Source organism: Streptococcus oralis subsp. dentisani (assembly GCF_002860905.1).
Classification (GTDB): domain Bacteria; phylum Bacillota; class Bacilli; order Lactobacillales; family Streptococcaceae; genus Streptococcus; species Streptococcus oralis_BA.
Window position 1 is genome coordinate 23,762 of record NZ_PKIG01000003.1, and the last position, 21,139, is coordinate 44,900.

Genomic DNA, 21,139 nt, shown 5'->3' on the forward strand with positions numbered 1-21,139 from the left:
GAGAAGAAAACATAATTCTCAAGGGAGTGCCCTTTATCGCACAGCCTGTTACAGGAGGTATCTGAGACAGGAATGAGAGATAGGAGAAATCCTATAATTGAGGTGGCACCGCGAATTTCGTCCTCACGCAAGTTATTTTGCGTGGGGATTTTTCATACAGTCGCCACGGACTAGAAGTAGAACTGAAAGGGAAATTACAATGGAACGAATCATTCATGGAGATGTCTTATCACCAATCTTGGCTTATATGCGCCTAAAGGGGCAACACAAGGTTATCTTAGAGAGTATTCCGAGAGACAAAGAAACCGCTCGTTTTTCTATCCTAGCCTATAATCCAGTTTTTGAGATTAAGTTTGAAAATGGAGTTCTTTATCAAAATGGTCAAGTGATTGATCGGGATCCTTTGGATTTCCTTTATGAAGTGACTCATAAGAGCCAGCACCATTCAGATCTACCTTTTGGTGGGGGAGCTATTGGCTTTGTCGGTTACGATATGATTTCGCTTTATGAAGAAATTGGTCAAATCCCCCAAGATACAATTGGAACGCCAGACATGCATTTCTTCGTCTATGAGAGCTACATGGTCTTTGACCATAAGAAGGAAAAAATCCATGTCATCGAGGATGCTCTCTACAGCGAGCGCAGTCAAGAAGATTTGGAAAAAGCCTTGAACCAAGTTCTTGAGGAATTACGCATTCCTGCTCCAAATGAATTTGAAGACTTGGATTTATCTCCGCTAGACTTCAAACCCCATATTGCTCCTCAGAAGTTTGAGGAAATGGTGGAAACCGCTCGTGACTTGATTCGTAACGGAGATATGTTTCAATGTGTACTCAGTCAGCGCTTCTCAGCAGAAGTGACTGGAAATCCATTTGACTTTTACAGAAATCTTCGTGTGACCAATCCATCCAATTACCTTTATTTTTATGATTTTGGGGATTATCAAATCATCGGTGCCAGTCCTGAAAGTTTGGTTTCTGTCAAAAATGGCATCGTGACAACCAATCCGATTGCAGGGACACGACCAAGAGGGGCTACGGATGAAGAAGACAAGGCTTTGGCGACAGACCTGCTTTCGGATGAGAAGGAAACAGCAGAGCATCGGATGTTAGTAGACTTGGGGCGTAATGATATTGGCCGCATCTCTGAAACAGCAAGTGTCCAAGTCACCAAGTATATGGAAGTGGAGCTCTTCCGCTACGTCATGCATTTGACCAGTGTGGTCAAGGGGCGTTTGCTTCCAGAACTCACTGCCATGGATGCCTTGAAAGCAACACTTCCAGCTGGAACAGTGTCAGGAGCACCAAAAATTCGCGCGATGAGACGCATCTATGAACTGGAAACAGAAAAACGGGGCGTATACGCAGGAGCAATCGGCTACTTGTCTGCGACGGGTGATATGGATTTAGCCATTGCCATCCGAACGATGATTCTCAAAAATCAAACAGCCTATGTGCAGGCTGGGGCAGGGATTGTCTACGACTCCATCGCCCAAAACGAATACCAAGAAACCATTAACAAAGCAAAATCTATGACTAGAATTGGAGAACTAAGACCATGATTTTATTGATTGACAACTATGATTCTTTTACCTATAACTTGGCCCAATACATTGGGAATTTTGCAGAAGTTCAGGTCTTGAGAAATGATGATCCCAAGCTGTATGAAGAAGCTGAAAAAGCAGACGGTCTGGTCTTTTCTCCTGGTCCTGGTTGGCCAGTTGATGCTGGAAAGATGGAAGACATGATTCGTGATTTTGCTGGCAAGAAGCCGATTCTTGGGATTTGTTTGGGCCACCAAGCCATTGCAGAAGTTTTTGGTGGTAAGTTAGGTTTGGCTCCAAAAGTCATGCATGGGAAACAGAGTAATATCAGCTTTGAAGCGCCATCTGTTTTGTATCAAGGTATCGAGGATGGCCGTGCGGTCATGCGTTACCACAGTATTTTGATTGAAGAAATGCCAGAAGACTTTGAAGTGACAGCTCGTTCAACTGATGACCAGGCCATTATGGGAATTCAACACAAAAATCTACCAATTTATGGTTTCCAGTACCATCCAGAGAGTATCGGAACGCCAGATGGCTTGTCTTCCATTCGGAATTTTATCGAGAAGGTTGTAAAGTGAGGAAACTAGGATGAAAGAGATTATTGAAAAACTAGCAAAATTTGAAAATTTATCAGGTGTGGAAATGACGGATGTCATTGAGCGTATCGTAACTGGGCGTGTAACGGAGGCGCAGATTGCTTCTCTCCTCTTGGCTCTTAAGATGAAGGGGGAAACACCTGAAGAGCGCACAGCCATTGCCCAGGTCATGAGAGGCCATGCTCAACATATTCCAACTGAAATTCATGATGCCATGGACAACTGTGGTACAGGTGGAGACAAATCCTTCAGCTTTAACATTTCCACAACCTCAGCCTTTGTCTTGGCTGGTGGTGGTGTTCATATGGCAAAACACGGTAACCGCTCGATTTCTTCTAAATCTGGTTCTGCAGATGTCCTCGAAGCCTTGGGCATCAACCTAGACCTTAAACCAGCTGAACTAGGTAAGATTTTTGATAAAACTGGAATCGTCTTTCTCTTTGCCAAAAATATGCACCCAGCTATGAAATACATCATGCCAGCTCGTTTGGAATTGGGAATTCCAACGATTATGAACTTGACTGGTCCCCTGATTCACCCGATGGCCTTGGAAACACAGCTTCTTGGAATTAGCCGCCCAGAACTTCTAGAAAGCACAGCTCAGGTTTTGAAAAATATGGGTCGCAAACGTGCCATCGTGGTTGCTGGGCCAGAAGGACTGGATGAAGCTGGTTTGAACGGAACAACCAAGATTTCTCTTCTTGAAAATGGCGAAATCAGCTTATCAAGCTTTACTCCAGAGGATTTGGGAATGGAACGTTACGCTATCGAAGATATTCGTGGAGGCAATGCTCAGGAAAATGCAGAAATTTTGCTCAGCGTTCTTAAAAATGAACCAAGTCCATTCTTGGAAACTACAGTTTTAAATGCAGGTCTTGGTTTCTATGCTAATGGTAAGGTGGCTAGTATTAAGGATGGAGTTGCCTTGGCTCGTCAAGTGATTGCTAGTGGCAAGGCCCTTGAAAAACTTAGACTGTTACAGGAGTACCAAAAATGAGTCAGGAATTTTTAGCACGAATTTTGGAGCAGAAGGCGCGTGAGGTCGAGCAGATGGAGCTGGAGGAAATCCAGCCCCTGCGCCAGACCTATCGCTTGTCTGACTATCTAAAACAACACCAAGACCGATTACAGGTAATCGCTGAAGTCAAGAAAGCTAGCCCTAGTCTGGGAGATATCAATCTAGATGTGGATATTGTGCAACAGGCCCAGACTTATGAAGCGAACGGAGCAGTGATGATTTCTGTTCTGACAGATGAAGTTTTCTTTAAAGGACATTTGGATTATCTACGGGAGATTTCCAGTCAGGTAGGAATTCCGACGCTCAACAAGGACTTTATTATCGATGAAAAGCAAATCATCCGTGCTCGCAATGCGGGTGCGACAGTCATCTTGCTCATTGTGGCTGCCTTGTCAGAAGAACGTCTCAAAGAACTGTATGACTACGCGACAGAGCTTGGGTTGGAAGTCTTGGTGGAGACCCACAATCTAGCTGAACTAGAGGTAGCTCACAGACTTGGTGCCCAGATTATCGGGGTCAATAACCGCAACTTGACCACCTTTGAAGTTGACTTGCAGACCAGTGTAGACTTGGCTAAACATTTCAAAGATGATTGCTTGTACATTTCTGAATCTGCTATTTTCACAGGGCAGGATGCGGAACGAGTAGCACCATACTTTAACGGAATTTTAGTAGGGACAGCTCTCATGCAGGCAGAAGATGTGGCCCAGAGCATCAAGGAGTTGCAGATTGACAAAGGTTAAGATTTGTGGATTATCTACTAAAGAAGCGGTGGAAACAGCCGTTTCAGCAGGAGCCGACTACATCGGCTTTGTCTTCGCACCTAGTAAAAGACAGGTGACCTTGGATCAGGCTGCTGAGCTGGCAAAGCTTATTCCTGCAGATGTCAAAAAGGTTGGTGTATTTGTTTCACCAAGTCGGGCAGAACTGCTAGAAGTCATTGACAAAGTTGGCTTGGACTTGGTACAGGTTCACGGTCAGGTGGCAGATGGTTTGTTTGAGAATTTGCCTTGTCCCAGTATTCAGGCTGTGCAGGTGGATGGAGAGGGTCATGTGCCCAATTCTCAGGCAGACTATCTACTCTTTGATGCCCCTGTGGCAGGGAGTGGCCAGACCTTTGACTGGGGCCAACTGGATACGACAGAACTAGCTCAGCCATTTTTCATCGCAGGTGGGCTTAATGAAGACAATGTAGTAAAAGCAATTCAACACTTTACTCCATATGCAGTCGATGTATCAAGCGGAGTGGAGACAGATGGACAAAAAGATCAGGAAAAGATTAGAAGATTTATAGAGAGGGTAAAGAATGGCATATCAAGAACCAAATAAAGATGGATTTTACGGAAAATTCGGCGGACGTTTTGTCCCAGAAACATTGATGACAGCAGTTTTGGAGTTGGAGAAGGCCTACCGTGAAAGTCAGGCAGACCCAAGTTTCCAAGAGGAATTAAACCAACTTTTGCGCCAGTATGTGGGACGTGAAACTCCCCTTTACTACGCAAAAAACTTGACCCAGCATATTGGCGGAGCCAAGATTTATCTTAAACGTGAAGATCTTAATCATACAGGGGCCCACAAAATTAACAATGCCTTAGGACAAGTTTTACTTGCCAAACGCATGGGTAAAAAGAAAATTATCGCAGAAACAGGTGCTGGTCAGCACGGTGTGGCAACTGCAACAGCTGCAGCCCTCTTTAACATGGCATGTACCATCTACATGGGTGAGGAAGATGTCAAACGCCAAGCCCTCAATGTCTTCCGTATGGAGCTTTTGGGAGCTAAGGTTGAGGCAGTGACAGACGGTTCGCGCGTGCTCAAGGATGCGGTCAATGCAGCCCTTCGTTCATGGGTAGCTAATATCGATGATACCCACTATATTCTTGGTTCTGCCTTGGGGCCTCATCCATTCCCAGAAATCGTTCGTGACTTTCAAAGTGTCATTGGTCGAGAAGCTAAACAACAGTACCGTGATTTGACAGGTCAAGATTTACCAGATGCCTTAGTAGCCTGTGTTGGTGGTGGTTCTAATGCTATCGGGCTCTTCCATCCATTTGTAGAAGATGAGTCTGTGGCCATGTATGGGGCTGAAGCGGCTGGACTTGGTGTGGATACGGAGCACCACGCAGCTACCTTGACCAAGGGTCGTCCAGGTGTTCTTCACGGTTCGCTTATGGATGTGCTCCAAGATGCCCATGGTCAAATCTTAGAAGCTTTCTCAATCTCAGCAGGTTTGGACTACCCAGGTATTGGTCCAGAACATTCTCACTATCATGATATCAAACGAGCCAGCTATGTTCCTGTGACTGACGAGGAAGCCTTGGAAGGATTCCAACTCTTGTCTCGCGTGGAAGGGATCATCCCAGCCTTGGAATCTAGCCACGCTATTGCTTTTGCGGTGAAATTGGCCAAAGAACTCGGTCCAGACAAATCCATGATAGTCTGTCTATCAGGTCGTGGGGACAAGGATGTGGTTCAAGTCAAAGACCGCTTGGAATCAGATGCAACAAAGAAGGGAGAAACTCATGCCTAAGACACTAACAGAAAAATTGAATGCTATAAAAGCAACTGGAAAAGGAATTTTCGTTCCTTATATCATGGCTGGAGACCACGAGAAAGGTTTGGGTGGTCTCGCTGAAACAATCCACTTTTTAGAAGATTTGGGTGTTTCGGCTATTGAAGTGGGCATTCCCTTTTCAGACCCTGTTGCAGATGGACCTGTTATCGAAGAAGCTGGCTTGCGCAGTTTAGCACACGGGACTTCGACACAAGCTTTGGTTGAAACCTTGAAAACCATTGAAACAGAGGTTCCGCTGGTCATCATGACCTACTTCAACCCCCTCTTTCAGTACGGTGTGGAGAACTTTGTCAAAGATTTGGCAGATACAGCTGTTAAGGGCTTGATTATCCCAGACCTGCCTCATGAGCATGCCAACTTTGTAGAACCATTTTTGGCAGACACAGACATGGGCTTGATTCCCCTAGTTAGTTTGACGACAGGAATTGAGCGTCAAAAAGAGTTGATCAAGGGGGCAGAAGGATTCGTCTATGCAGTTGCCATCAATGGGGTGACAGGGAAATCAGGCAATTACCGCGCAGATTTGGACAAGCACTTGGCACAATTGCATCAAGTGTCCGATATCCCAGTCTTGACAGGTTTTGGCGTATCTAGTCAAGCCGATGTTGAACGCTTCAATGCGGTATCAGATGGTGTTATCGTTGGTTCGAAAATTGTAAAAGCTCTCCATCAAGGAGAGCCAATTCAGGACTTTATCAAACAAGCAGTAGCTTACCAAAAATAATCACACAAGCAGCAAGTAAGAGGAAAGGCACAAAAGGAAGTCTTTCCTTTTTCTTTTGCAGGAGAAAGGCTAGAATCCCCGTCGCAGAAGCAAACTGAATCAAGATGAGTAACTCGGTTGCGCTAAAGACGAGAGCACAAGAAGCCAAAAATAGGAAATCTCCTGCGCCCATGCGGATATCGATAAAATGAGCTAAAATTCCGAGGATAAGGAAGAAGACCATGACTAGATTCCAGCCAGAGGAAACCATGAGGATTAGGTGGAAAGTCATCCAGACCAGTAAGGGATATTCCTGATGGCGAAAGTCGTAAATGCCCAAGGTCAAACCAGCAGTGATTAGGATGACTTGACTCAAGGAAAGTAATTCCCAAGACCAAGCCAGAAAGAGGAGTCCTAAACCTAGTTCAAAGAGGGCATACCAGACAGGATAGCGAGCCTTGCAGTAGCGACAGCGAAAGCGATTGAAGACCTGCGAGAGAATCGGAATCAAATCTAAGGGACGCAAAGGAGTCTGACAGGAATCGCAGTGACTGGCTGGGCTGATAATGGATTGCTCTGGAAAACGGTCGATGAGCAATCCAAGAAAGGAAGCGAGAATGCTCCCGACAAGAAAAAAATAAATATCAATCATACTTATCTATTCGTAAAAAATAGTAGAAGTAGTATAATAAAGAAACATAGACAAGATAGTGAGGTCAAGATGATAATTCGTTTTGAAGAAAAGGTGAGCACAGAAAACGCTCAGCTCGTATGCCAATGGTCCAACTCCCTTGGCAAATCCTTTCAAGAACAATGGATGGGACCAAGGATTTCTTTTCCCTTGACAATTCAAGTTTTGCAAGAGTTGGAAGGAATCTTTTCAATCTTTGAAGGACAAGAGTTTGTCGGGCTTATCCAGAAAATCAGGCTAGAAGACAGTAATCTTCATATTGGAAGATTTTTTATCAATCCTCAGAAACAGGGGCAAGGCTTAGGTAGACAGGCTTTAAGGAAATTTGTTAGTTTGGTCTTTGAAAATAAAGATATAGACAGCATCTCTCTAAATGTCTTCGAGGCAAATCAAAGAGCTCAGAATCTTTACCAAAAAGAAGGATTTGAAATCGTTCAAATAGTTGAAGAACCTGTACGAAAATACATCATGAAAAAGAGGAGGTAGAAATCAAACAGCCTTGAAATCAATGTTGACTGCGATGATGAACCTGAATCAGCCCCTCAAAAGGGTCTGTATATGAATGAACGTTACCAGTGTTTAAAAACTAAAGAATATCAGGCACTTTTATCTTCCAAGGGTAGACAAATTTTCGCTAAACGTAAGATTGATATGAAATCTGTCTTTGGGCAGATAAAGGTTTGTTTGGGTTATAAGAGATGTTATCTGAGAGGTAAACGTAAAGTGAGAATTGACATGGGATTCGTACTCATGGTCAACAACCTGCTGAAATATAATAAGAGAAAGAGGCAAAATTAAAAAGCTAGAGTTCCGCAATTGGAAATCTCTAGCTTTTTGTTTTCTGAGAATCATCTTGACTCAGACTCTTTTGACTAATGTTACTAAAGAGATAAAGTAACTTTTAGCCTTATTTATTGTCGCCACTCAACATGTTTTTAACACCTTCGATAGCACCTTCTACAGCGTCTTTGGCATCTTCAGCAACTTCTTTTACTTTAGAAACAACTTTTTCAGCTGTTCCTTCTTTTTCCATTTTTTCATCTCCGATGGCTTTCCCAACACCTTCTTTAATAGAACCTTTAGCTTGATTCAATTTTTCTTCTACTGACATGATAATTTCTCCTGTTATATTTATTTTATATTAGTTTACACGAGTTTTTTCGTGAGATACTACACCAGTTGCTGCACCTTTAACAGCTTCTACACCTTCGCTAACTTTTTCTTGAACAGTTGAGAAACCAGATCCAAGACCAGATTTAGCTTTTTCGAATTGTTCTGAAGCGAATTCTCCTGTTGATTCAGCAACGTCAGATACGCGATCTTGAAGGCTTACTGAGTCTGCTTCATGTTGTTCTTTAGTTTTGATGTCGACAACGTTTACGTTGATTTCAACAACTTCCAAGTCAGTCATTTTAGCAACTTCTGAAGATACGATTTCTCTGATTTCTGAATATAAAGCTGGAACATTTTTTTGGTACTCAGCAATAATGTTTAAGTCAACTGCAACTTGTGTTTTACCAACTTCTACGTTAACACCACTTGTTACGTCATCGCTGTTAACGATTTTTTCTTTAAGATTTGAGAAGAAACCACCGTCGATTCCCAAAAGACCTGAAACGTTTTCTAGTGACAGACCAATGATTTTTTGGATAACTTTATCTTCGTAAGTAAGTTCCCCTTTGATTTCGTGAGCTACAGCAGTAGCATCTTTCTTTTCTACGTTAGTGTTAATGTTTTTTTCGTTTGACATATGAAACTCCTTTAATTAAATTAGTAATTTTTATTTATCTATATAGTTTTTTTCGATATATAATCCAGCTGCAACTCCCAGTGCTCCTAAAATCAATACAAATATTGTCTTGAAGAAGCCAAAGGAGATAATCAAACAAGCGAGAAATACGCCTATGAGACCAGTGATAATTGGATATCGATATTGTTTAAGCCATTCCATTTTTTACTTCCTTACTTCACACGACTAACAGTCTTTTTGTTTTGAGGTTTTGGTTTAGGCTGGTAGTCTTTTACTAGAACTTCTAGTTTAACCTGACGCTCAATACCAAAAAACTGCTTCAATCCATTAGTTATTTCATTTTGAATTAGTTGGCATCTGTCAGCGATGTTGTCCGAAGGAAGAATTTTACCTTCTACATGAACGAAACATTTATTTTTTCGTAAATTTACATGAACAGTTGGGTTCTTGATCAATCCATGATCACTCACCAAACTTCTAACAAAACCTTCGATTGCTGAATTCTTTAATTTCAATGTATCGTTTTTAGTTTCAAGTTGAATTTCCAAATAACGTTTAGGATAAAACAACACAACTAACATCGATAACAAAACTAAAGTTGATAGAGCCACTATCCCCCAGAATATATATCTAGAGAGATAAAATTCAACGAAATGATTCTGTCTCCAGCTAAATAGCTGAATGCCTAGATCACTAACTTGATGATAATCTATCAAAACAGGAAGGAAAATTGTCAAGATTAAAATACAGAAAATAATGAAACATATTTTCTTTGCTTTTGACATATACAATCCTTTCGATTTAACATTTAAACTATTTTTACCCGTCTAATCTATTTAAAAATAGTTTATTACTACAAGTAATTATTTTTTACCTGTAAAGAATGATACTACAGTAACAACAATTGCTGCTCCTGCAATAGATGGGATCAAAGCCATTCCAACGATGGATGGGCCTCAACTACCTAAAAGGGATTGTCCTACAGATGACCCGACTAAACCAGCGAATACATTTGCGACGATTCCCATAGAACTACCTTTTTTAGTGATTCTACCTGCTACAAGTCCAATAAGACCTCCAGCAATGATTGACCACAATATTGCTTACCCTCCTTTTTTATTTTAATATCAAAAAATAAATCAATTCCTTTGATTATTGCTATTGTATAATTTTAATATAAAATAATCAATTATTTTGATTATTATATAATTTTAATATAAAAAAATCAAATTCTTTGATTGTTGCTATTATATAATTTTTAAAATTAAAAATATAATCTTTCGACTTGAATTTGATTCTGTATTCACGCCCTCAATAGACGGTAAAATAAGAAAATTGTTTATATATTGTCTCTGTAGTGTTATTATACGAAATAAAAGATTTAGGAAAAGTCGTTATATCATGTTATACCTATTCTTTGTGGTATAATTGCAAGAGGTTTAATCCGATAATTTATAAAGAGAGAAAGACATTCATGAGAGATTTATTATCTAAAAAAAGTCATAGGCAATTAGAATTATTAGAATTATTATTTGAACATAAACGATGGTTTCATCGTTCTGAACTAGCAGAGTTACTAAATTGTACAGAACGTGCAGTCAAAGATGATCTATCCCATGTTAGATCTGCTTTTCCTGACTTGATTTTTCATTCTTCTACTAATGGTATACGCATTATTAATACCGATGATAGTGATATTGAAATGGTTTACCATAATTTCTTTAAGCATTCAACTCATTTTTCGATTTTAGAATTTATCTTTTTTAATGAAGGCTGTCAAGCTGAGAGTATTTGTAAAGAATTTTATATCAGTTCATCTTCGCTCTATCGTATTATTAGCCAAATCAATAAAGTGATTAAAAAGCAATTTCAATTTGAAATTAGTCTGACCCCTGTTCAAATCATTGGAAATGAGAGAGACATTCGTTACTTTTTTGCACAATATTTTTCAGAAAAATATTATTTCCTAGAATGGCCATTTGAAAATTTTTCATCAGAGCCCCTATCTCAATTGTTAGAATTGGTTTATAAGGAAACAAGCTTTCCAATGAATTTGTCAACGCATAGAATGCTAAAGCTGCTCCTGGTTATTAATCTATATCGAATAAAGTTTGGTCATCTTATGGAAATAGAGAAAGATTCTTTTAACGACCAAAGTTTGGATTTTTTAATGCAGGCAGAAGGAATAGAAGGTGTTGCTCAGAGTTTTGAATCAGAATACAATATCTCTTTAGATGAAGAAGTTGTTTGCCAATTATTTGTGTCTTACTTTCAAAAAATGTTTTTCATAGATGAAAGTCTCTTTTTGAAATGCGTAAAAAAGGATAGCTATGTTGAAAAATCTTACCATCTATTGAGTGATTTTATTGATCAGATTTCAGTCAAGTATCAGATTGAGATTGAGAATAAGGATAATCTGATTTGGCATCTGCATAATACTGCACATCTGTATCGTCAGGAGTTGTCCACTGAGTTTATTTTATTTGATCAAAAAGGGAATACAATCAGGAATTTTCAAAATATTTTCCCTAAATTTGTTTCAGATGTAAAAAAAGAGCTTTCTCATTATTTAGAGACTCTTGAAGTTTGTTCTAGTTCAATGATGGTAAATCATCTATCTTATACCTTCATCACTCATACCAAACATTTGGTGCTTAATCTACTACAAAATCAGCCAAAGCTGAAGGTTCTGGTTATGAGTAATTTTGATCAGTATCATGCAAAATCCGTTGCAGAGACACTTTCTTATTATTGCAGCAACAATTTTGAACTTGAAGTTTGGACTGAATTAGAATTATCAAAGGAATCTTTAGAAGAATCGCCTTATGATATCATCATTTCTAATTTTATTATTCCTCCGATTGAAAATAAGAGACTGATCTATTCAAATAATATAAACACGGTCTCACTCATATCTTTGTTAAATGCCATGATGTTTATTCGATTAGATTAGTAACCTAAAATAAAAAATGCTATTTCGCGTTTTGAACTGTACCTCAAAAGTTAGACAGAAAAAATCTAATTTTTGGGGTGTTTTTATTAAGAAAAGACCTTCAGTCATTTAAGTAAAATGTACATCTAGAGTCATAGTCCTCTAAAACTCTTGCTTTTTTTGTAGAAGATACGAAAAAAACCTTGATTCCAAGGCTTTTCCTGTTGTATGTAGATGCCCCCTACATGGATTTGTAAGAACTTTTCATATTGAAAATAAACAAAAATGTTGAAATATAGCTGATTTTAGGGAAATACTTTTAGGTGTTTTCAATGTCAGGATTTAAAAATGGGGCAAAAGTGGGGCAAAAACGAATGACTCGTATTTGGTTTGAAAACCTATAATACCTAATGATTATGCTATTCTAGATATATAGTTTTGTTATAAATAAATGTCAGTGCGAGTTCAAATCGGAGGATAAAATGGAAAAACAAATTAATGAAAAAAAGCCTTGGTTCCCAAAGCTTTTTAATCTTATAAACTCATTAAAACAACTCCCAGTAAGGTGTGGAATGTTTTTTAGTCTGTGTCATATAAAAATAAATAGAATGAATAGCTATAGCTAGAGCTAAAATGGTTGTAATACTTACTACTATTATAGGATTAGAAGCAAAGATTAAAGAGAGAATCAAGGCAGCCAGATAGAGTGTAGCTTGGACACAGTAGTAACTTTTCGAATAGCGAAGATAGTGTTTGTTATAGGGCCCATTTGCTAGGACAGCAGCTTGGAAGAGGCCAATTCCGATATAAAAGAAGCTGGTTGCAAAGAGAAGATTAGTTTCAGGATTCAGAAGAAAACTCATCGAAACGGTCATCATCATAAGTCCAATGAAAATAGGATAGTGACTGTAAATTAGAAATAGTCCCTTTTGATTAGATTTTTCATCAATAGCATGGTCGAATTGACCAAAATAAAACAAGAACAGAGAAAGCATAATAATGAAATAAAGAACCGAATAAATCGAGAAATTCTCGATTGTAAAGAAGTTAGCTAGCTCCATAATCATCTCTCCAAACGTAATAATGACAAGAAGGGAGATGCGCTCGATTAAATGGGGGAGATTTACCTGGTAATGATCATCTTTACTAATCGAGGTAATTGGCGTAATAAATGTTAGCAGAATACTAGCATAAAGGATATAGACTCCAATGTAAATAGGAAGAAGAGCTGCTAGATAGATTTCTAAACTTCGTAGACCTGTTATCCATAGAAAACCTTTGATACTTTCCCGATTAACATCATCGGTTGATTTTCTAAAAAATTCAACCAAATATTGAAAAAATAAGGTAAGGGTTAATGTACCAATAGCCCAACAGAGATAATGAAAATATTGTTGCCAATCAGGTCCAATCATATTGGCTATAAAGAGTAAAATTCCCATTTTGATAAACATGATTACTATGTTAAATAAAGAGTTCTTTCCATAGCGATTGGTATAATCGGTTTGAATCATCCAGGAATCGATGAGAAGCAAGACAGACATGAAAAAATCAAGCAAAGAATTCCAAGTCAAAATACCGTTATGAAGATGGTGAATTAAAGCAGTTACTTTTGAAATCGCAAAAACAAAAACTAGATCATAAAAAAAGTTCTGAATAATTTACACGTTTATGTTTAACAAGAGTTGTCATCTTAAGACCTTTCTATTTTAGAAGTACAATTTATTATAACATAAAATGGTAATGAGAGAAAAGAAGATGCTTAAATAACTTCATGTGGCGCGAATGAACTGCGCCACAAAAGTTAGGTTTTTTCTGTCTAACTTTTGGGGTGCAGTTCAGAAGGGGTGTTTTTTCTATCGTTTTTTAGTGCTAAGACTACACAAAAAAGCCTTGATTCCAAGGCTTTTTCCTGTTGATTTAGATGCCCCCTACAGGGATTTGGAAAGGACTTTCATATTGAGAGCAATTAAAAATATTGAAATATAAGTGATTTTAGGTATTTTCAATGTCATGATTTAAAAATGGGACAAAAGTGGGGCAAAAACCATACAGATTCTAAACTGTATGGTTCTTTTTTTATCTAACCAAGAAAGGTTAAAACTTATTAAAACAAATGCAATCAACTGTTGAAAACTTTTTAGTCCGTGTAATATAAAAACAAGTAAAAAGTTGAACTATAGGGAATATTGTGTCATAATAGGTAATAGATGAATAATTAATAGATTGGAAATAATGCTTTCTTACCTTAACAAGTTGAATTGGTTATACATTTTTTCGTCTCAATTGTACTTATCTCTCAAGTTTAGTTAATTTTTATTAGCTTTGTTTTCGAATCAATAAAACAAATTTTAGAAGTGCATAAGACAAGATGGTGACATTACTACAGTCATTTCTAGTCACCATATGTTGCTGGCACAGGCTGTTTGTAGTGTTGGCTATTTACTAGTCAGTTTAATCGGAGTGTTTAATTTTTATTGTTGAAAGGTTTTTATATGGCGAAAATTCTATCTTTAGGTCTGACAGGTAAGAAATTACTTGCTCAGGGGTTCTTGTTTGTTCTGCTAGGTCTCATCTTGATGGTCACGGGGACTTGGTTGCCAGTAAAGGTTATTCGACTGGTTCTGTTTTTAGCTTGGATAGCAACGGTCTTAGATTTAGTATTACGTATTTTCAAAAAAAGTCAGTCAACGGACACCTTGGGAGTTGCACTGGTTAAATTGTTAGTGCTGGGATATTTGCTTGGCTCCAATCTTGCGACGGATGTGCCGATTTATATTTTGGCTCTTGTGATTGGAGTTTATCAGATTTTTCATGCTAGTATTAACCTTGTCACCTATGTTCTCTACCGCAAAAACAAAATTCGACCTCGTTTTCGTCTCTTACTAGATGGACTCGTACTAGTTTTTCTTGGTGGGACTAGTCTTTTGTCCTCTACAGGAAATTCTGTCTTTCAACTCTTTGTATTAGGGGCTTATTTTTTCCTTTATGGTGTGTCCAATATCCGTGATGGTTTCTTGTTTGAGGAGGAAATTGGGAAAAACCATCTCAAACGTCGTATTAGAATTAGCTTACCTATTGTCCTAGCCGCTCTCATCCCTGCAAGAACTTTAGCAAAAGTTAACAAATTTATGCTGGAAAATGCTGATGAGGAAGAAGATATCCATCTTGGAATAGTGAAGTCTGGTAAGACAGCGGAGCTTGAAATTTTTGTTCATACAGCTGAGACCTCTCTGTTTTCGGCAATTGGTCATGTGGATATCTGCTATCAAGGCCGTGTTATTTCTTATGGCAACTATGATCCGTCTTCTGAGACCTTATTTGGCATGGTAGGAGATGGTGTCTTATATTTCTGTGATCGTGACAAGTACATTGACCTATGTAAACGTGAGAGTCAAAAAACGCTTTTTGGTTATGGGATAGATTTGACGCCTGAAATGGAAAAAGCAGTTCAGAAAAAGTTGGCTGAATTGAAACAACTGACGATTCCATGGGAGCCAAGTGCAGATAAAATCATGACAGGTGATGGTAAGGAAGACTACACCTACGCTTATAAAATCAGACATGAGACAGATGGGGAACTTTATAAATTTATCAAATCTAAGTTTAAATCCTACTTTGTCTTATCTACAAACTGTGTGCTCTTGGCTGATACCATAGTCGGTCAGGCTGGCACCGATATCCTCTCACCCAAAGGATTTATCGCTCCAGGAACTTACCAAGCCTACCTTAATCGAGAGTTTGAAAAACCAAATAGTATAGTCGTATCTAAACATGTTTATTAAGGAGAATTTATGAACTTAGTAAAAAAATACACCCCGTTAATACTTTTTATAGGGCTGGTTGCTCTTGTAATTCTGAATGCATCGAGCTTTATATCAGGAGCAATCTCTCTCTTTGATGTAATATCAACCTTGATTTATGGTGCTGTTATTGCTTTTGTGCTTAATGTTCCTATGAAAAAAATTGAACAGTACTTAGTTAAATTGAAGGTAAAGGAAGAGTTGCGTCGTCCGATTGCCATGGTACTTGTTTTCCTAGCTCTTATCTTAATCGTGATTGCTCTTTTGGTTTTGGTGCTGCCAACCCTAGCCCAGACTATTAGTCAGCTGGGAACAGTCCTTTCAACAGTCCTTACTCAACTTGGGAAATTGCTAGGCAGCTCGGAATTTGTAACCAAAGACATGTTGTCAACTATCGTATCAGGCATACAGGGACAATCTAGTTCTATTAGCCAAGCTTTGATAGGTTTTTTATCAGGTCTGACTAGTAATATCGGCAATATTTTTTCAAGTTTGATGAATGCCTTTTTGATTATAGTCTTCACCTTTTTATTTTTATCCAGTAAGGAACATTTGGCAGCGATGACGAGTCGACTTCTAAAAGTTTTTCTTCCAGAGAAGGTGGTGATAAAGTTGACTTACATTGGACAAGTAGCACTAGAGACTTATGACCAATTTTTGATGAGTCAGCTGATTGAAGCAGTTATCATAGGAGTTATGATAGCGGTTGGTTACAGCGTGTTTGGGATACCCTATGGAGTAATGACAGGTATCTTTGCAGGAGTGCTATCGTTCATTCCTTATGTAGGGCCTATGATTGCTTGTGTTGTGGGAGCGATTTTTATCTTCACAGTGAGTCCTACTCAAGCCTTACTTTCTCTTCTTCTATATCAAGTTATACAGCTGATTGAAGGAAACCTTATTTATCCTAGAGTTGTAGGTCAGTCTATTGGTTTGCCAGCTATTTTCACGCTTGCGGCTGCTAGTATTGGAGGCAATCTTTTCGGACTACTTGGAATGATATTCTTTACCCCCGTATTTGCTGTTATCTATCGACTGGTTAAAGAATTTGTCGTTGCAAAGGAAAATCAGGTAGATTAAGAAAAACTAAATTTAATAAGATATACTGAGAAGAGAGTGAGAGATTCTCTTCTCTTTTATTTTTAAATACTTTTCTACAAAAAGCTATTAGACGTTAAAAAAAGCCTTGGTTTCAAGGCTTATTTCTGTTGATTTAGATGTGCCCCCTGCAGGGCTCGAACCTGCGCCCCATAGCTTAAGAGTCTACTGCTCTACCAACTGAGCTAAGGAGGCAACAGAAAAAGCTGAGAATGTAACTTCCCAGCTATTTTAATATGCCCAAAATGGCAGCTAGATTATTTACGAAAGGCATCAAGGATATAGGTGAAACCAACAATTAAAAATGCAAAGGCAACGACATAAACGACAAAGACACTTGTAGCTACTGGATTGAACAAAATCACTAGACCTAGTAAAAATGCAAGCAACGCTATCCACATGATATGGTTGCCAATAATAGGGAAAATCAATCCCAGACGATTGCCTTTAAAGAAAGCTATAATGGCTTCTACAATTAACCAAATTCCTAAAATAGTTGGAATGACAACTGGTAGCGTCACAAAGCCATAGGCAACGAGGTAAAGAGCTAAGAGAAGATTAACAATCCCTTGGAAAAGATGAGCTGGTGAGCGAAGCTCTTTTGGTACAGAGAAATAGCCTAAAATAGCTGCTATAGAAGAAACCAGTAAACCAAATGCAATCCACCAGCTGTAAGCAACAAGATTAGCTACTGGGTTTGTAAATAGAAAGAGTGCTAAAAGGACAAAAACAACTCCTGCAAGGAATAGCAGTAAACGATTAGAAAATTTCATTTCAATACCCCCTATATAGTATAGTATAGTTTGATAATAAAAATATTATACACCTTTTTAGAGGAAATATCAATAAACAAAATGGAAAATTTGGAAGTTTCAGTCTGATTTATGAAAAGAAAATCAGTTTTTATTATTTTGAAAATAAAAAGAGAAGATAAAATTTGTCTTCTCTACATGAAAATATTGTATGGAATCAAAGCAAAAGTAACTGGCTTTACACTATTTGTAAAGATGTAATTTGATTCAAAAAGAAAAGATAGATTTAAAATGTGGGACAAATGATGGGGTAAATCAGTTATAGACAAGCAAAAAAAGCCTTTACTCAAGGCTTTTCCTGTTGTATGTAGATGCCCCCTACATGTAAATTAGCGTTAAAATAAGTTGAAATAAATAAGTTAAAAGCGATTAAATCAAGATATTATCACATGCTAGTTAGTATTGAAATTAAAGAAATTGACCATTGGTTGACCAAATTATGATCAAAAAGAAAATTAAAGTCAATGAATATAGAATAAAGTAGATCAGGAAGCTGGTCTATTTTATTTTGTATTTACTGATATATAAAAAGTTGAATTGTCTTTCTAATAGTGATACAATAGATATACAGTAAGAAAAGGAGAATTGCTATGTCACAAATTGCTGTAAGAGTAGATGATAAATTAAAAAAAGATGCGACTGAAGTTTTTAGTGAATTGGGGTTAGATATGACAACTGCTGTAAAGTTGTTTTTGAAACAGAGTGTGTTGACGAGAAGTATTCCTTTTGAATTAAAACTTAATACAGATTATGAAATTGATTTAGAAAATGGAGATTATATTCGGACGAGAGGTATAGATGAATATAATGAAATTACTCAAAATGCTTTCAAAGAGAGTATAGAGAAATATGAAAATGAAGGAATAACAAAATGTTCTGAAAGTGTAGATGAATATTTTGAAAGAATGGTAAGAGAAAATGCTTAGTTATGAGTTTTCAAATAGATACAATAAAGATTTGGCTAAAATAATTAAGCGTGGAATAGATATAACTCCTATCAACGAAGCTGTTAAGAAGATAATAAATGATGAAGAATTGGGTTATGAATATAAGAAGCATGTTTTAGAGCCTAGAAAAAGAATACCGAAGTTATGGGAAATCCATATTGGTGGAAGAAAGTCTGATTTACTCATGATTTATTATTATTTAGAGAGAGGTACTCATGTTGTTTTTGAACGTGTAGGTACTCATTCGGATTTATTTTAAGGAGATAGAACATGGAAATTAAAGAAATATGTTATCAGGATAGAGTTCCAAAAAACATGATTTCAAAATTTAATTATTTTGTGAGAGATTTTCTGAAGGAGTATTCAGATCAGCTAGAAGAAATGGAAGCTGGTTCAGATATGACGGTTAAGAAAGAATATGAAGCTGATTTAGAAGTCTATTTTGTAGAAATTACATTTCATAGAAAAGGTGGGGGATTCTTTACAGGTTATTTAGATAATGAATTGGCGATAACTTGTAATGGCGAATTTTGGGGAGATGTTATTTTAGAGTAAAAAACGAAGGAAAATTAAATGTTCCTGGATATTTGATTCGTTTTTTAGGTCAAAATGGGCAACCAGATATTTGAAATTTGTTCGAAAATAGAAAAATAACACTATCATTAGATAATGTTATTTTTTTTGTTTTCATTATAAAAATTTGTAGCTATTTCTTTAACGTAGTTTTCATATCTGGCTGGAATTTCAGCATTTTTAAGGTAGTCTTGATAGTTGAAGTGTTCATCTATTGGATATTCACTATTTACTAAACTCATAAAATCAAGGATTCGTCCTTTTTCACTGTTGTTTTCAATGTGATTTTTAAAAGTATCAATTTGAGAAAGTGAATTGTTGCAATCATCATTGATTAAATGGTGTTTTTCATGAAGAAGTACATTGATTTTTTCAATATCGCTTGTGTCGGAACGAAGAAAAATAAAGTGCTGGTTATTTACAAGAATATATCTTCCTTTAGAGTTTAAGTTTTTAAGAGTGATCACTTTACAATTTAATTGTTCTATCTCTTTTATAACTTTATTTAGGTTCATACTTATTTTTTATTTGCAAAATAGTCTTTTAGGAAGTCTTTAATGATCTCTCTATCGTTATCTGTAATGGGAGTACCATCATAAGCGACTGAATTATCAATAGCGTTGTCTATATCAATCTCTAAGTCGAAATCAGGAATATCTGTTTTACCTAGTAAGTAGTCTATCGAAACATTGAAGTAGTCTGCTAGTTTCTCCATTGTTTCGAGGTTCATTTTCTTTTTACCACTTTCAAATTGTTGATAAGCAGGTTGAGAAATATTTAAGAATGTAGCAATATCTTTTTGAGTTAATTTTTCTTTTTTTCGTAGCTTTTTTAGTCTTTCAATAAACATGATTTATTCCCTTCAAAAATTTTTTAAAAAAATTTAAAAAAGTATTGACAAAATAAGCTATAGGTTATATAATAGATACATAAGCAATAGCTTATAAAAATTAAGTAAAAAAAACTTTACTTAATCATAACATTTTATAGGAATTTGAAAATCCTGAATACAACTTAAAAGACAAATTTTAATTTTCAGTATTGAATGTTGTTTCAAGAAACTAGAACTTGTAACTTTAAGTAGTATGATTTCTGATTCAATATAAAAGTTAAGTGAACTTTGAAAATTTAATAAAAAACGTGTCAGACAACGACAAGCATTGACTAAACACGCATATAAAAATTTAGCAATTTAATTATACGTGAATTTTAGGAAAATGTCAAGTTGTCTGATGGTAGATATGTTTCATGGAGTTTAGGTGTAACAAAATAAGCTAGGTAAAAACCTAGCTTACAACTAAAACAATAATCTTATAATCGTATAGATTGTAAATGCGATTGTCATTCCATGAAATGTATCTACAAAACTTTATAGATTCCAAACTCTTTGCTGACTTTTCTTAGTAGGACTAAGGGAAAAACAGATAACGTACAATTGTATAGATTGTGCAAAAAGTTGTCGTTTTTGGGTAGTATTCAAAAGATTTAATGTAAAGACGGACTAACAACTTCATAATGTTGTAAATGATGGATATTGTTTTAGTAATGATTTCAACCATAATGTTCTCTTTTCTAATTTTTTGAAAACAAAAATCCAGCAAAGTGTGTTTCCATCTTACTAAGCTGTTTACGATATTTTGTTTTTTGTTTTTATTTTTATTGGTATTATTATACCATAAGTAAATGTGGTTGGCAAGGAGTTTAGAGTTTGTAAAGTTCACGTTGGGTTTTTCGTCCTTTCGCCTTAGTAGATAAGAAAAGGGAACTGACGGCTGTGGAGCAGTCAATGATACTTTGAAGAGGTAGCTAGAGTGAGATAGTGAGGCTTTATCGTATGGTCGGTGTGTAAGAGTAAAATCTTGCTAATGCCTTTGGGTAAGGAAGAGGGGGTATTGAGTTATCCTTAAATCTGTGACCTTGGCGAAGGGAGTAGGCTGACAAGCTGAAAGTGTGCGAAGATAAGAGCATACAAAAAAATAGTAACAAGAAAAGGCTTTGAAATATAAGCCTTTTTAATTTTACTCAAAAAAACAAAATTAACAATAATTTGATTTTTATAATTCAGGTTTTGTCCTGATAAGAATTGAAAGTATTG

The 21,139-nt window shown here is 36.9% G+C and carries 22 protein-coding genes, 1 tRNA gene, 3 pseudogenes and 1 other annotated feature (1 of these 27 only partly in view); of the genes and pseudogenes, 15 read left to right on the forward strand and 11 right to left on the reverse strand.

The features are described from left to right. Positions 1-128: a binding site (T-box leader), on the forward strand (it extends 104 nt beyond the left edge of the window). 71 nt (positions 129-199) lie between these two features. Genes trpE through trpA form a run of 7 tightly spaced genes read left to right on the forward strand, consistent with a single transcriptional unit; the run spans position 200 to position 6,459 of the window. Further along, on the forward strand, positions 200-1,561 hold the full coding sequence (trpE, locus tag CYK16_RS05625; protein WP_101776765.1) for an anthranilate synthase component I: 1,362 nt from the start codon (positions 200-202) through the stop codon (positions 1,559-1,561). Further along, positions 1,558-2,124 (forward strand): aminodeoxychorismate/anthranilate synthase component II, encoded by a 567-nt coding sequence (locus CYK16_RS05630; RefSeq protein WP_000601909.1) that lies wholly within the window; start codon positions 1,558-1,560, stop codon positions 2,122-2,124. Before trpE ends, CYK16_RS05630 begins: the two co-directional genes overlap by 4 nt. Before the next feature lie 10 nt (positions 2,125-2,134). Next, positions 2,135-3,139, forward strand: coding sequence for an anthranilate phosphoribosyltransferase (trpD, locus tag CYK16_RS05635; RefSeq protein WP_060805800.1), 1,005 nt, complete (start codon positions 2,135-2,137; stop codon positions 3,137-3,139). After that, positions 3,136-3,903 carry an indole-3-glycerol phosphate synthase TrpC gene (gene trpC / locus CYK16_RS05640; RefSeq protein WP_060805799.1) on the forward strand — a complete coding sequence of 256 codons (768 nt, stop codon included), beginning with the start codon at positions 3,136-3,138 and terminating at the stop codon, positions 3,901-3,903. The genes trpD and trpC overlap by 4 nt, the downstream gene beginning before the upstream one ends. Beyond that, the gene (locus tag CYK16_RS05645; protein ID WP_060805798.1) at positions 3,890-4,489 is read left to right on the forward strand and encodes a phosphoribosylanthranilate isomerase; all 600 of its coding nucleotides are present in this window, start codon (positions 3,890-3,892) and stop codon (positions 4,487-4,489) included. Before trpC ends, CYK16_RS05645 begins: the two co-directional genes overlap by 14 nt. Further along, complete coding sequence (gene trpB, locus CYK16_RS05650) at positions 4,467-5,690, forward strand: tryptophan synthase subunit beta (protein WP_060805797.1); 1,224 nt, start codon at positions 4,467-4,469, stop codon at positions 5,688-5,690. The genes CYK16_RS05645 and trpB overlap by 23 nt, the downstream gene beginning before the upstream one ends. Further along, complete coding sequence (gene trpA / locus CYK16_RS05655; protein WP_060805796.1) at positions 5,683-6,459, forward strand: tryptophan synthase subunit alpha; 777 nt, start codon at positions 5,683-5,685, stop codon at positions 6,457-6,459. Before trpB ends, trpA begins: the two co-directional genes overlap by 8 nt. On the opposite strand, the gene CYK16_RS05660 is transcribed toward trpA, so the two are convergent. After that, the gene (locus tag CYK16_RS05660; RefSeq protein ID WP_101776766.1) at positions 6,431-7,090 is read right to left on the reverse strand and encodes a prepilin peptidase; all 660 of its coding nucleotides are present in this window, start codon (positions 7,088-7,090) and stop codon (positions 6,431-6,433) included. The two genes, trpA and CYK16_RS05660, sit on opposite strands and share 29 nt — an antisense overlap. 69 nt (positions 7,091-7,159) lie before the next feature. Between CYK16_RS05660 and CYK16_RS05665 the strand changes: the two genes are divergently transcribed. Both CYK16_RS05665 and CYK16_RS05670 read left to right on the forward strand, forming a co-directional pair. Then, positions 7,160-7,615 carry a GNAT family N-acetyltransferase gene (locus CYK16_RS05665; RefSeq protein WP_101776767.1) on the forward strand — a complete coding sequence of 152 codons (456 nt, stop codon included), beginning with the start codon at positions 7,160-7,162 and terminating at the stop codon, positions 7,613-7,615. A gap of 15 nt (positions 7,616-7,630) precedes the next feature. Continuing rightward, positions 7,631-7,927 (forward strand): annotated as a pseudogene (locus CYK16_RS05670) (transposase); the annotation flags it as partial. A 109-nt stretch (positions 7,928-8,036) separates the two neighbouring features. Here the strand turns inward: CYK16_RS05670 and CYK16_RS05675 are convergent. The 5 genes and pseudogenes from CYK16_RS05675 to CYK16_RS10895 all read right to left on the reverse strand — a co-directional run bounded on the left by CYK16_RS05675 (position 8,037) and on the right by CYK16_RS10895 (position 9,979). After that, positions 8,037-8,240 (reverse strand): CsbD family protein, encoded by a 204-nt coding sequence (locus CYK16_RS05675; protein WP_000109960.1) that lies wholly within the window; start codon positions 8,238-8,240, stop codon positions 8,037-8,039. A 30-nt stretch (positions 8,241-8,270) separates the two neighbouring features. Then, positions 8,271-8,879, reverse strand: a complete 609-nt coding sequence (locus CYK16_RS05680) for an Asp23/Gls24 family envelope stress response protein (RefSeq protein WP_000064110.1) — start codon at positions 8,877-8,879, stop codon at positions 8,271-8,273. 30 nt (positions 8,880-8,909) lie between these two features. Beyond that, the gene (locus CYK16_RS05685) at positions 8,910-9,080 is read right to left on the reverse strand and encodes a DUF2273 domain-containing protein (protein WP_000455069.1); all 171 of its coding nucleotides are present in this window, start codon (positions 9,078-9,080) and stop codon (positions 8,910-8,912) included. Positions 9,081-9,091: 11 nt separating this feature from the next. Continuing rightward, a complete protein-coding gene (amaP, locus tag CYK16_RS05690) occupies positions 9,092-9,664 on the reverse strand; it encodes an alkaline shock response membrane anchor protein AmaP (RefSeq protein ID WP_020901648.1) in 573 nt (190 codons plus the stop codon). A gap of 78 nt (positions 9,665-9,742) precedes the next feature. Beyond that, positions 9,743-9,979: pseudogene (locus CYK16_RS10895) on the reverse strand (GlsB/YeaQ/YmgE family stress response membrane protein). Positions 9,980-10,353: 374 nt separating this feature from the next. Here CYK16_RS10895 and mgaSpn point away from each other — a divergent pair. Next, positions 10,354-11,832 carry a virulence factor transcriptional regulator MgaSpn gene (mgaSpn, locus tag CYK16_RS05700; protein ID WP_101776768.1) on the forward strand — a complete coding sequence of 493 codons (1,479 nt, stop codon included), beginning with the start codon at positions 10,354-10,356 and terminating at the stop codon, positions 11,830-11,832. 524 nt (positions 11,833-12,356) lie between these two features. Here mgaSpn and CYK16_RS05705 read toward each other — a convergent pair. Then, positions 12,357-13,503: pseudogene (locus CYK16_RS05705) on the reverse strand (low temperature requirement protein A). A gap of 803 nt (positions 13,504-14,306) precedes the next feature. On the opposite strand from CYK16_RS05705, the gene CYK16_RS05715 reads away from it, so the two are divergent. Both CYK16_RS05715 and CYK16_RS05720 read left to right on the forward strand, forming a co-directional pair. Next, positions 14,307-15,596 carry a hypothetical protein gene (locus CYK16_RS05715; RefSeq protein ID WP_004256070.1) on the forward strand — a complete coding sequence of 430 codons (1,290 nt, stop codon included), beginning with the start codon at positions 14,307-14,309 and terminating at the stop codon, positions 15,594-15,596. Between the two features lie 9 nt (positions 15,597-15,605). Further along, positions 15,606-16,694 (forward strand): AI-2E family transporter, encoded by a 1,089-nt coding sequence (locus tag CYK16_RS05720; RefSeq protein WP_180948748.1) that lies wholly within the window; start codon positions 15,606-15,608, stop codon positions 16,692-16,694. A 140-nt stretch (positions 16,695-16,834) separates the two neighbouring features. Here the strand turns inward: CYK16_RS05720 and CYK16_RS05725 are convergent. Continuing rightward, a tRNA-Lys gene (locus tag CYK16_RS05725) sits at positions 16,835-16,907 on the reverse strand. A gap of 62 nt (positions 16,908-16,969) precedes the next feature. Next, on the reverse strand, positions 16,970-17,485 hold the full coding sequence (locus CYK16_RS05730; RefSeq protein ID WP_101776769.1) for a DUF308 domain-containing protein: 516 nt from the start codon (positions 17,483-17,485) through the stop codon (positions 16,970-16,972). A 629-nt stretch (positions 17,486-18,114) separates the two neighbouring features. On the opposite strand from CYK16_RS05730, the gene CYK16_RS05735 reads away from it, so the two are divergent. From CYK16_RS05735 to CYK16_RS05745, 3 genes are read left to right on the forward strand one after another with little or no spacing between them, the layout of a single operon-like run. Then, positions 18,115-18,450 (forward strand): type II toxin-antitoxin system RelB/DinJ family antitoxin, encoded by a 336-nt coding sequence (locus tag CYK16_RS05735; protein ID WP_060805788.1) that lies wholly within the window; start codon positions 18,115-18,117, stop codon positions 18,448-18,450. Next, positions 18,443-18,730 (forward strand): type II toxin-antitoxin system RelE/ParE family toxin, encoded by a 288-nt coding sequence (locus CYK16_RS05740; protein WP_060805787.1) that lies wholly within the window; start codon positions 18,443-18,445, stop codon positions 18,728-18,730. Before CYK16_RS05735 ends, CYK16_RS05740 begins: the two co-directional genes overlap by 8 nt. Positions 18,731-18,741: 11 nt before the next feature. Beyond that, positions 18,742-19,026 (forward strand): hypothetical protein, encoded by a 285-nt coding sequence (locus CYK16_RS05745; RefSeq protein ID WP_060805786.1) that lies wholly within the window; start codon positions 18,742-18,744, stop codon positions 19,024-19,026. A gap of 107 nt (positions 19,027-19,133) precedes the next feature. Here CYK16_RS05745 and CYK16_RS05750 read toward each other — a convergent pair whose 3' ends face one another. Both CYK16_RS05750 and CYK16_RS05755 read right to left on the reverse strand, forming a co-directional pair. Beyond that, positions 19,134-19,559, reverse strand: a complete 426-nt coding sequence (locus tag CYK16_RS05750; protein WP_060805785.1) for an ImmA/IrrE family metallo-endopeptidase — start codon at positions 19,557-19,559, stop codon at positions 19,134-19,136. A gap of 2 nt (positions 19,560-19,561) precedes the next feature. Then, positions 19,562-19,894: a helix-turn-helix domain-containing protein gene (locus CYK16_RS05755; RefSeq protein WP_060805784.1), complete on the reverse strand. Its 333-nt coding sequence runs from the start codon at positions 19,892-19,894 to the stop codon at positions 19,562-19,564. Positions 19,895-21,139: the final 1,245 nt, after the last annotated feature.

What these genes read in the sequence shown, in the direction of transcription:
- trpE (WP_101776765.1), top strand. Translation starts at nt 200, where the DNA reads ATGGAACGAATCATTCATGGAGATGTCTTATCACCAATCTTGGCTTAT.
- CYK16_RS05630 (WP_000601909.1), top strand. Translation starts at nt 1,558, where the DNA reads ATGATTTTATTGATTGACAACTATGATTCTTTTACCTATAACTTGGCC.
- trpD (WP_060805800.1), top strand. Translation starts at nt 2,135, where the DNA reads ATGAAAGAGATTATTGAAAAACTAGCAAAATTTGAAAATTTATCAGGT.
- trpC (WP_060805799.1), top strand. Translation starts at nt 3,136, where the DNA reads ATGAGTCAGGAATTTTTAGCACGAATTTTGGAGCAGAAGGCGCGTGAG.
- trpB (WP_060805797.1), top strand. Translation starts at nt 4,467, where the DNA reads ATGGCATATCAAGAACCAAATAAAGATGGATTTTACGGAAAATTCGGC.
- trpA (WP_060805796.1), top strand. Translation starts at nt 5,683, where the DNA reads ATGCCTAAGACACTAACAGAAAAATTGAATGCTATAAAAGCAACTGGA.
- CYK16_RS05660 (WP_101776766.1), bottom strand. Translation starts at nt 7,090, where the DNA reads ATGATTGATATTTATTTTTTTCTTGTCGGGAGCATTCTCGCTTCCTTT.
- CYK16_RS05665 (WP_101776767.1), top strand. Translation starts at nt 7,160, where the DNA reads ATGATAATTCGTTTTGAAGAAAAGGTGAGCACAGAAAACGCTCAGCTC.
- CYK16_RS05675 (WP_000109960.1), bottom strand. Translation starts at nt 8,240, where the DNA reads ATGTCAGTAGAAGAAAAATTGAATCAAGCTAAAGGTTCTATTAAAGAA.
- CYK16_RS05680 (WP_000064110.1), bottom strand. Translation starts at nt 8,879, where the DNA reads ATGTCAAACGAAAAAAACATTAACACTAACGTAGAAAAGAAAGATGCT.
- CYK16_RS05685 (WP_000455069.1), bottom strand. Translation starts at nt 9,080, where the DNA reads ATGGAATGGCTTAAACAATATCGATATCCAATTATCACTGGTCTCATA.
- amaP (WP_020901648.1), bottom strand. Translation starts at nt 9,664, where the DNA reads ATGTCAAAAGCAAAGAAAATATGTTTCATTATTTTCTGTATTTTAATC.
- mgaSpn (WP_101776768.1), top strand. Translation starts at nt 10,354, where the DNA reads ATGAGAGATTTATTATCTAAAAAAAGTCATAGGCAATTAGAATTATTA.
- CYK16_RS05715 (WP_004256070.1), top strand. Translation starts at nt 14,307, where the DNA reads ATGGCGAAAATTCTATCTTTAGGTCTGACAGGTAAGAAATTACTTGCT.
- CYK16_RS05720 (WP_180948748.1), top strand. Translation starts at nt 15,606, where the DNA reads ATGAACTTAGTAAAAAAATACACCCCGTTAATACTTTTTATAGGGCTG.
- CYK16_RS05730 (WP_101776769.1), bottom strand. Translation starts at nt 17,485, where the DNA reads ATGAAATTTTCTAATCGTTTACTGCTATTCCTTGCAGGAGTTGTTTTT.
- CYK16_RS05735 (WP_060805788.1), top strand. Translation starts at nt 18,115, where the DNA reads ATGTCACAAATTGCTGTAAGAGTAGATGATAAATTAAAAAAAGATGCG.
- CYK16_RS05740 (WP_060805787.1), top strand. Translation starts at nt 18,443, where the DNA reads ATGCTTAGTTATGAGTTTTCAAATAGATACAATAAAGATTTGGCTAAA.
- CYK16_RS05745 (WP_060805786.1), top strand. Translation starts at nt 18,742, where the DNA reads ATGGAAATTAAAGAAATATGTTATCAGGATAGAGTTCCAAAAAACATG.
- CYK16_RS05750 (WP_060805785.1), bottom strand. Translation starts at nt 19,559, where the DNA reads ATGAACCTAAATAAAGTTATAAAAGAGATAGAACAATTAAATTGTAAA.
- CYK16_RS05755 (WP_060805784.1), bottom strand. Translation starts at nt 19,894, where the DNA reads ATGTTTATTGAAAGACTAAAAAAGCTACGAAAAAAAGAAAAATTAACT.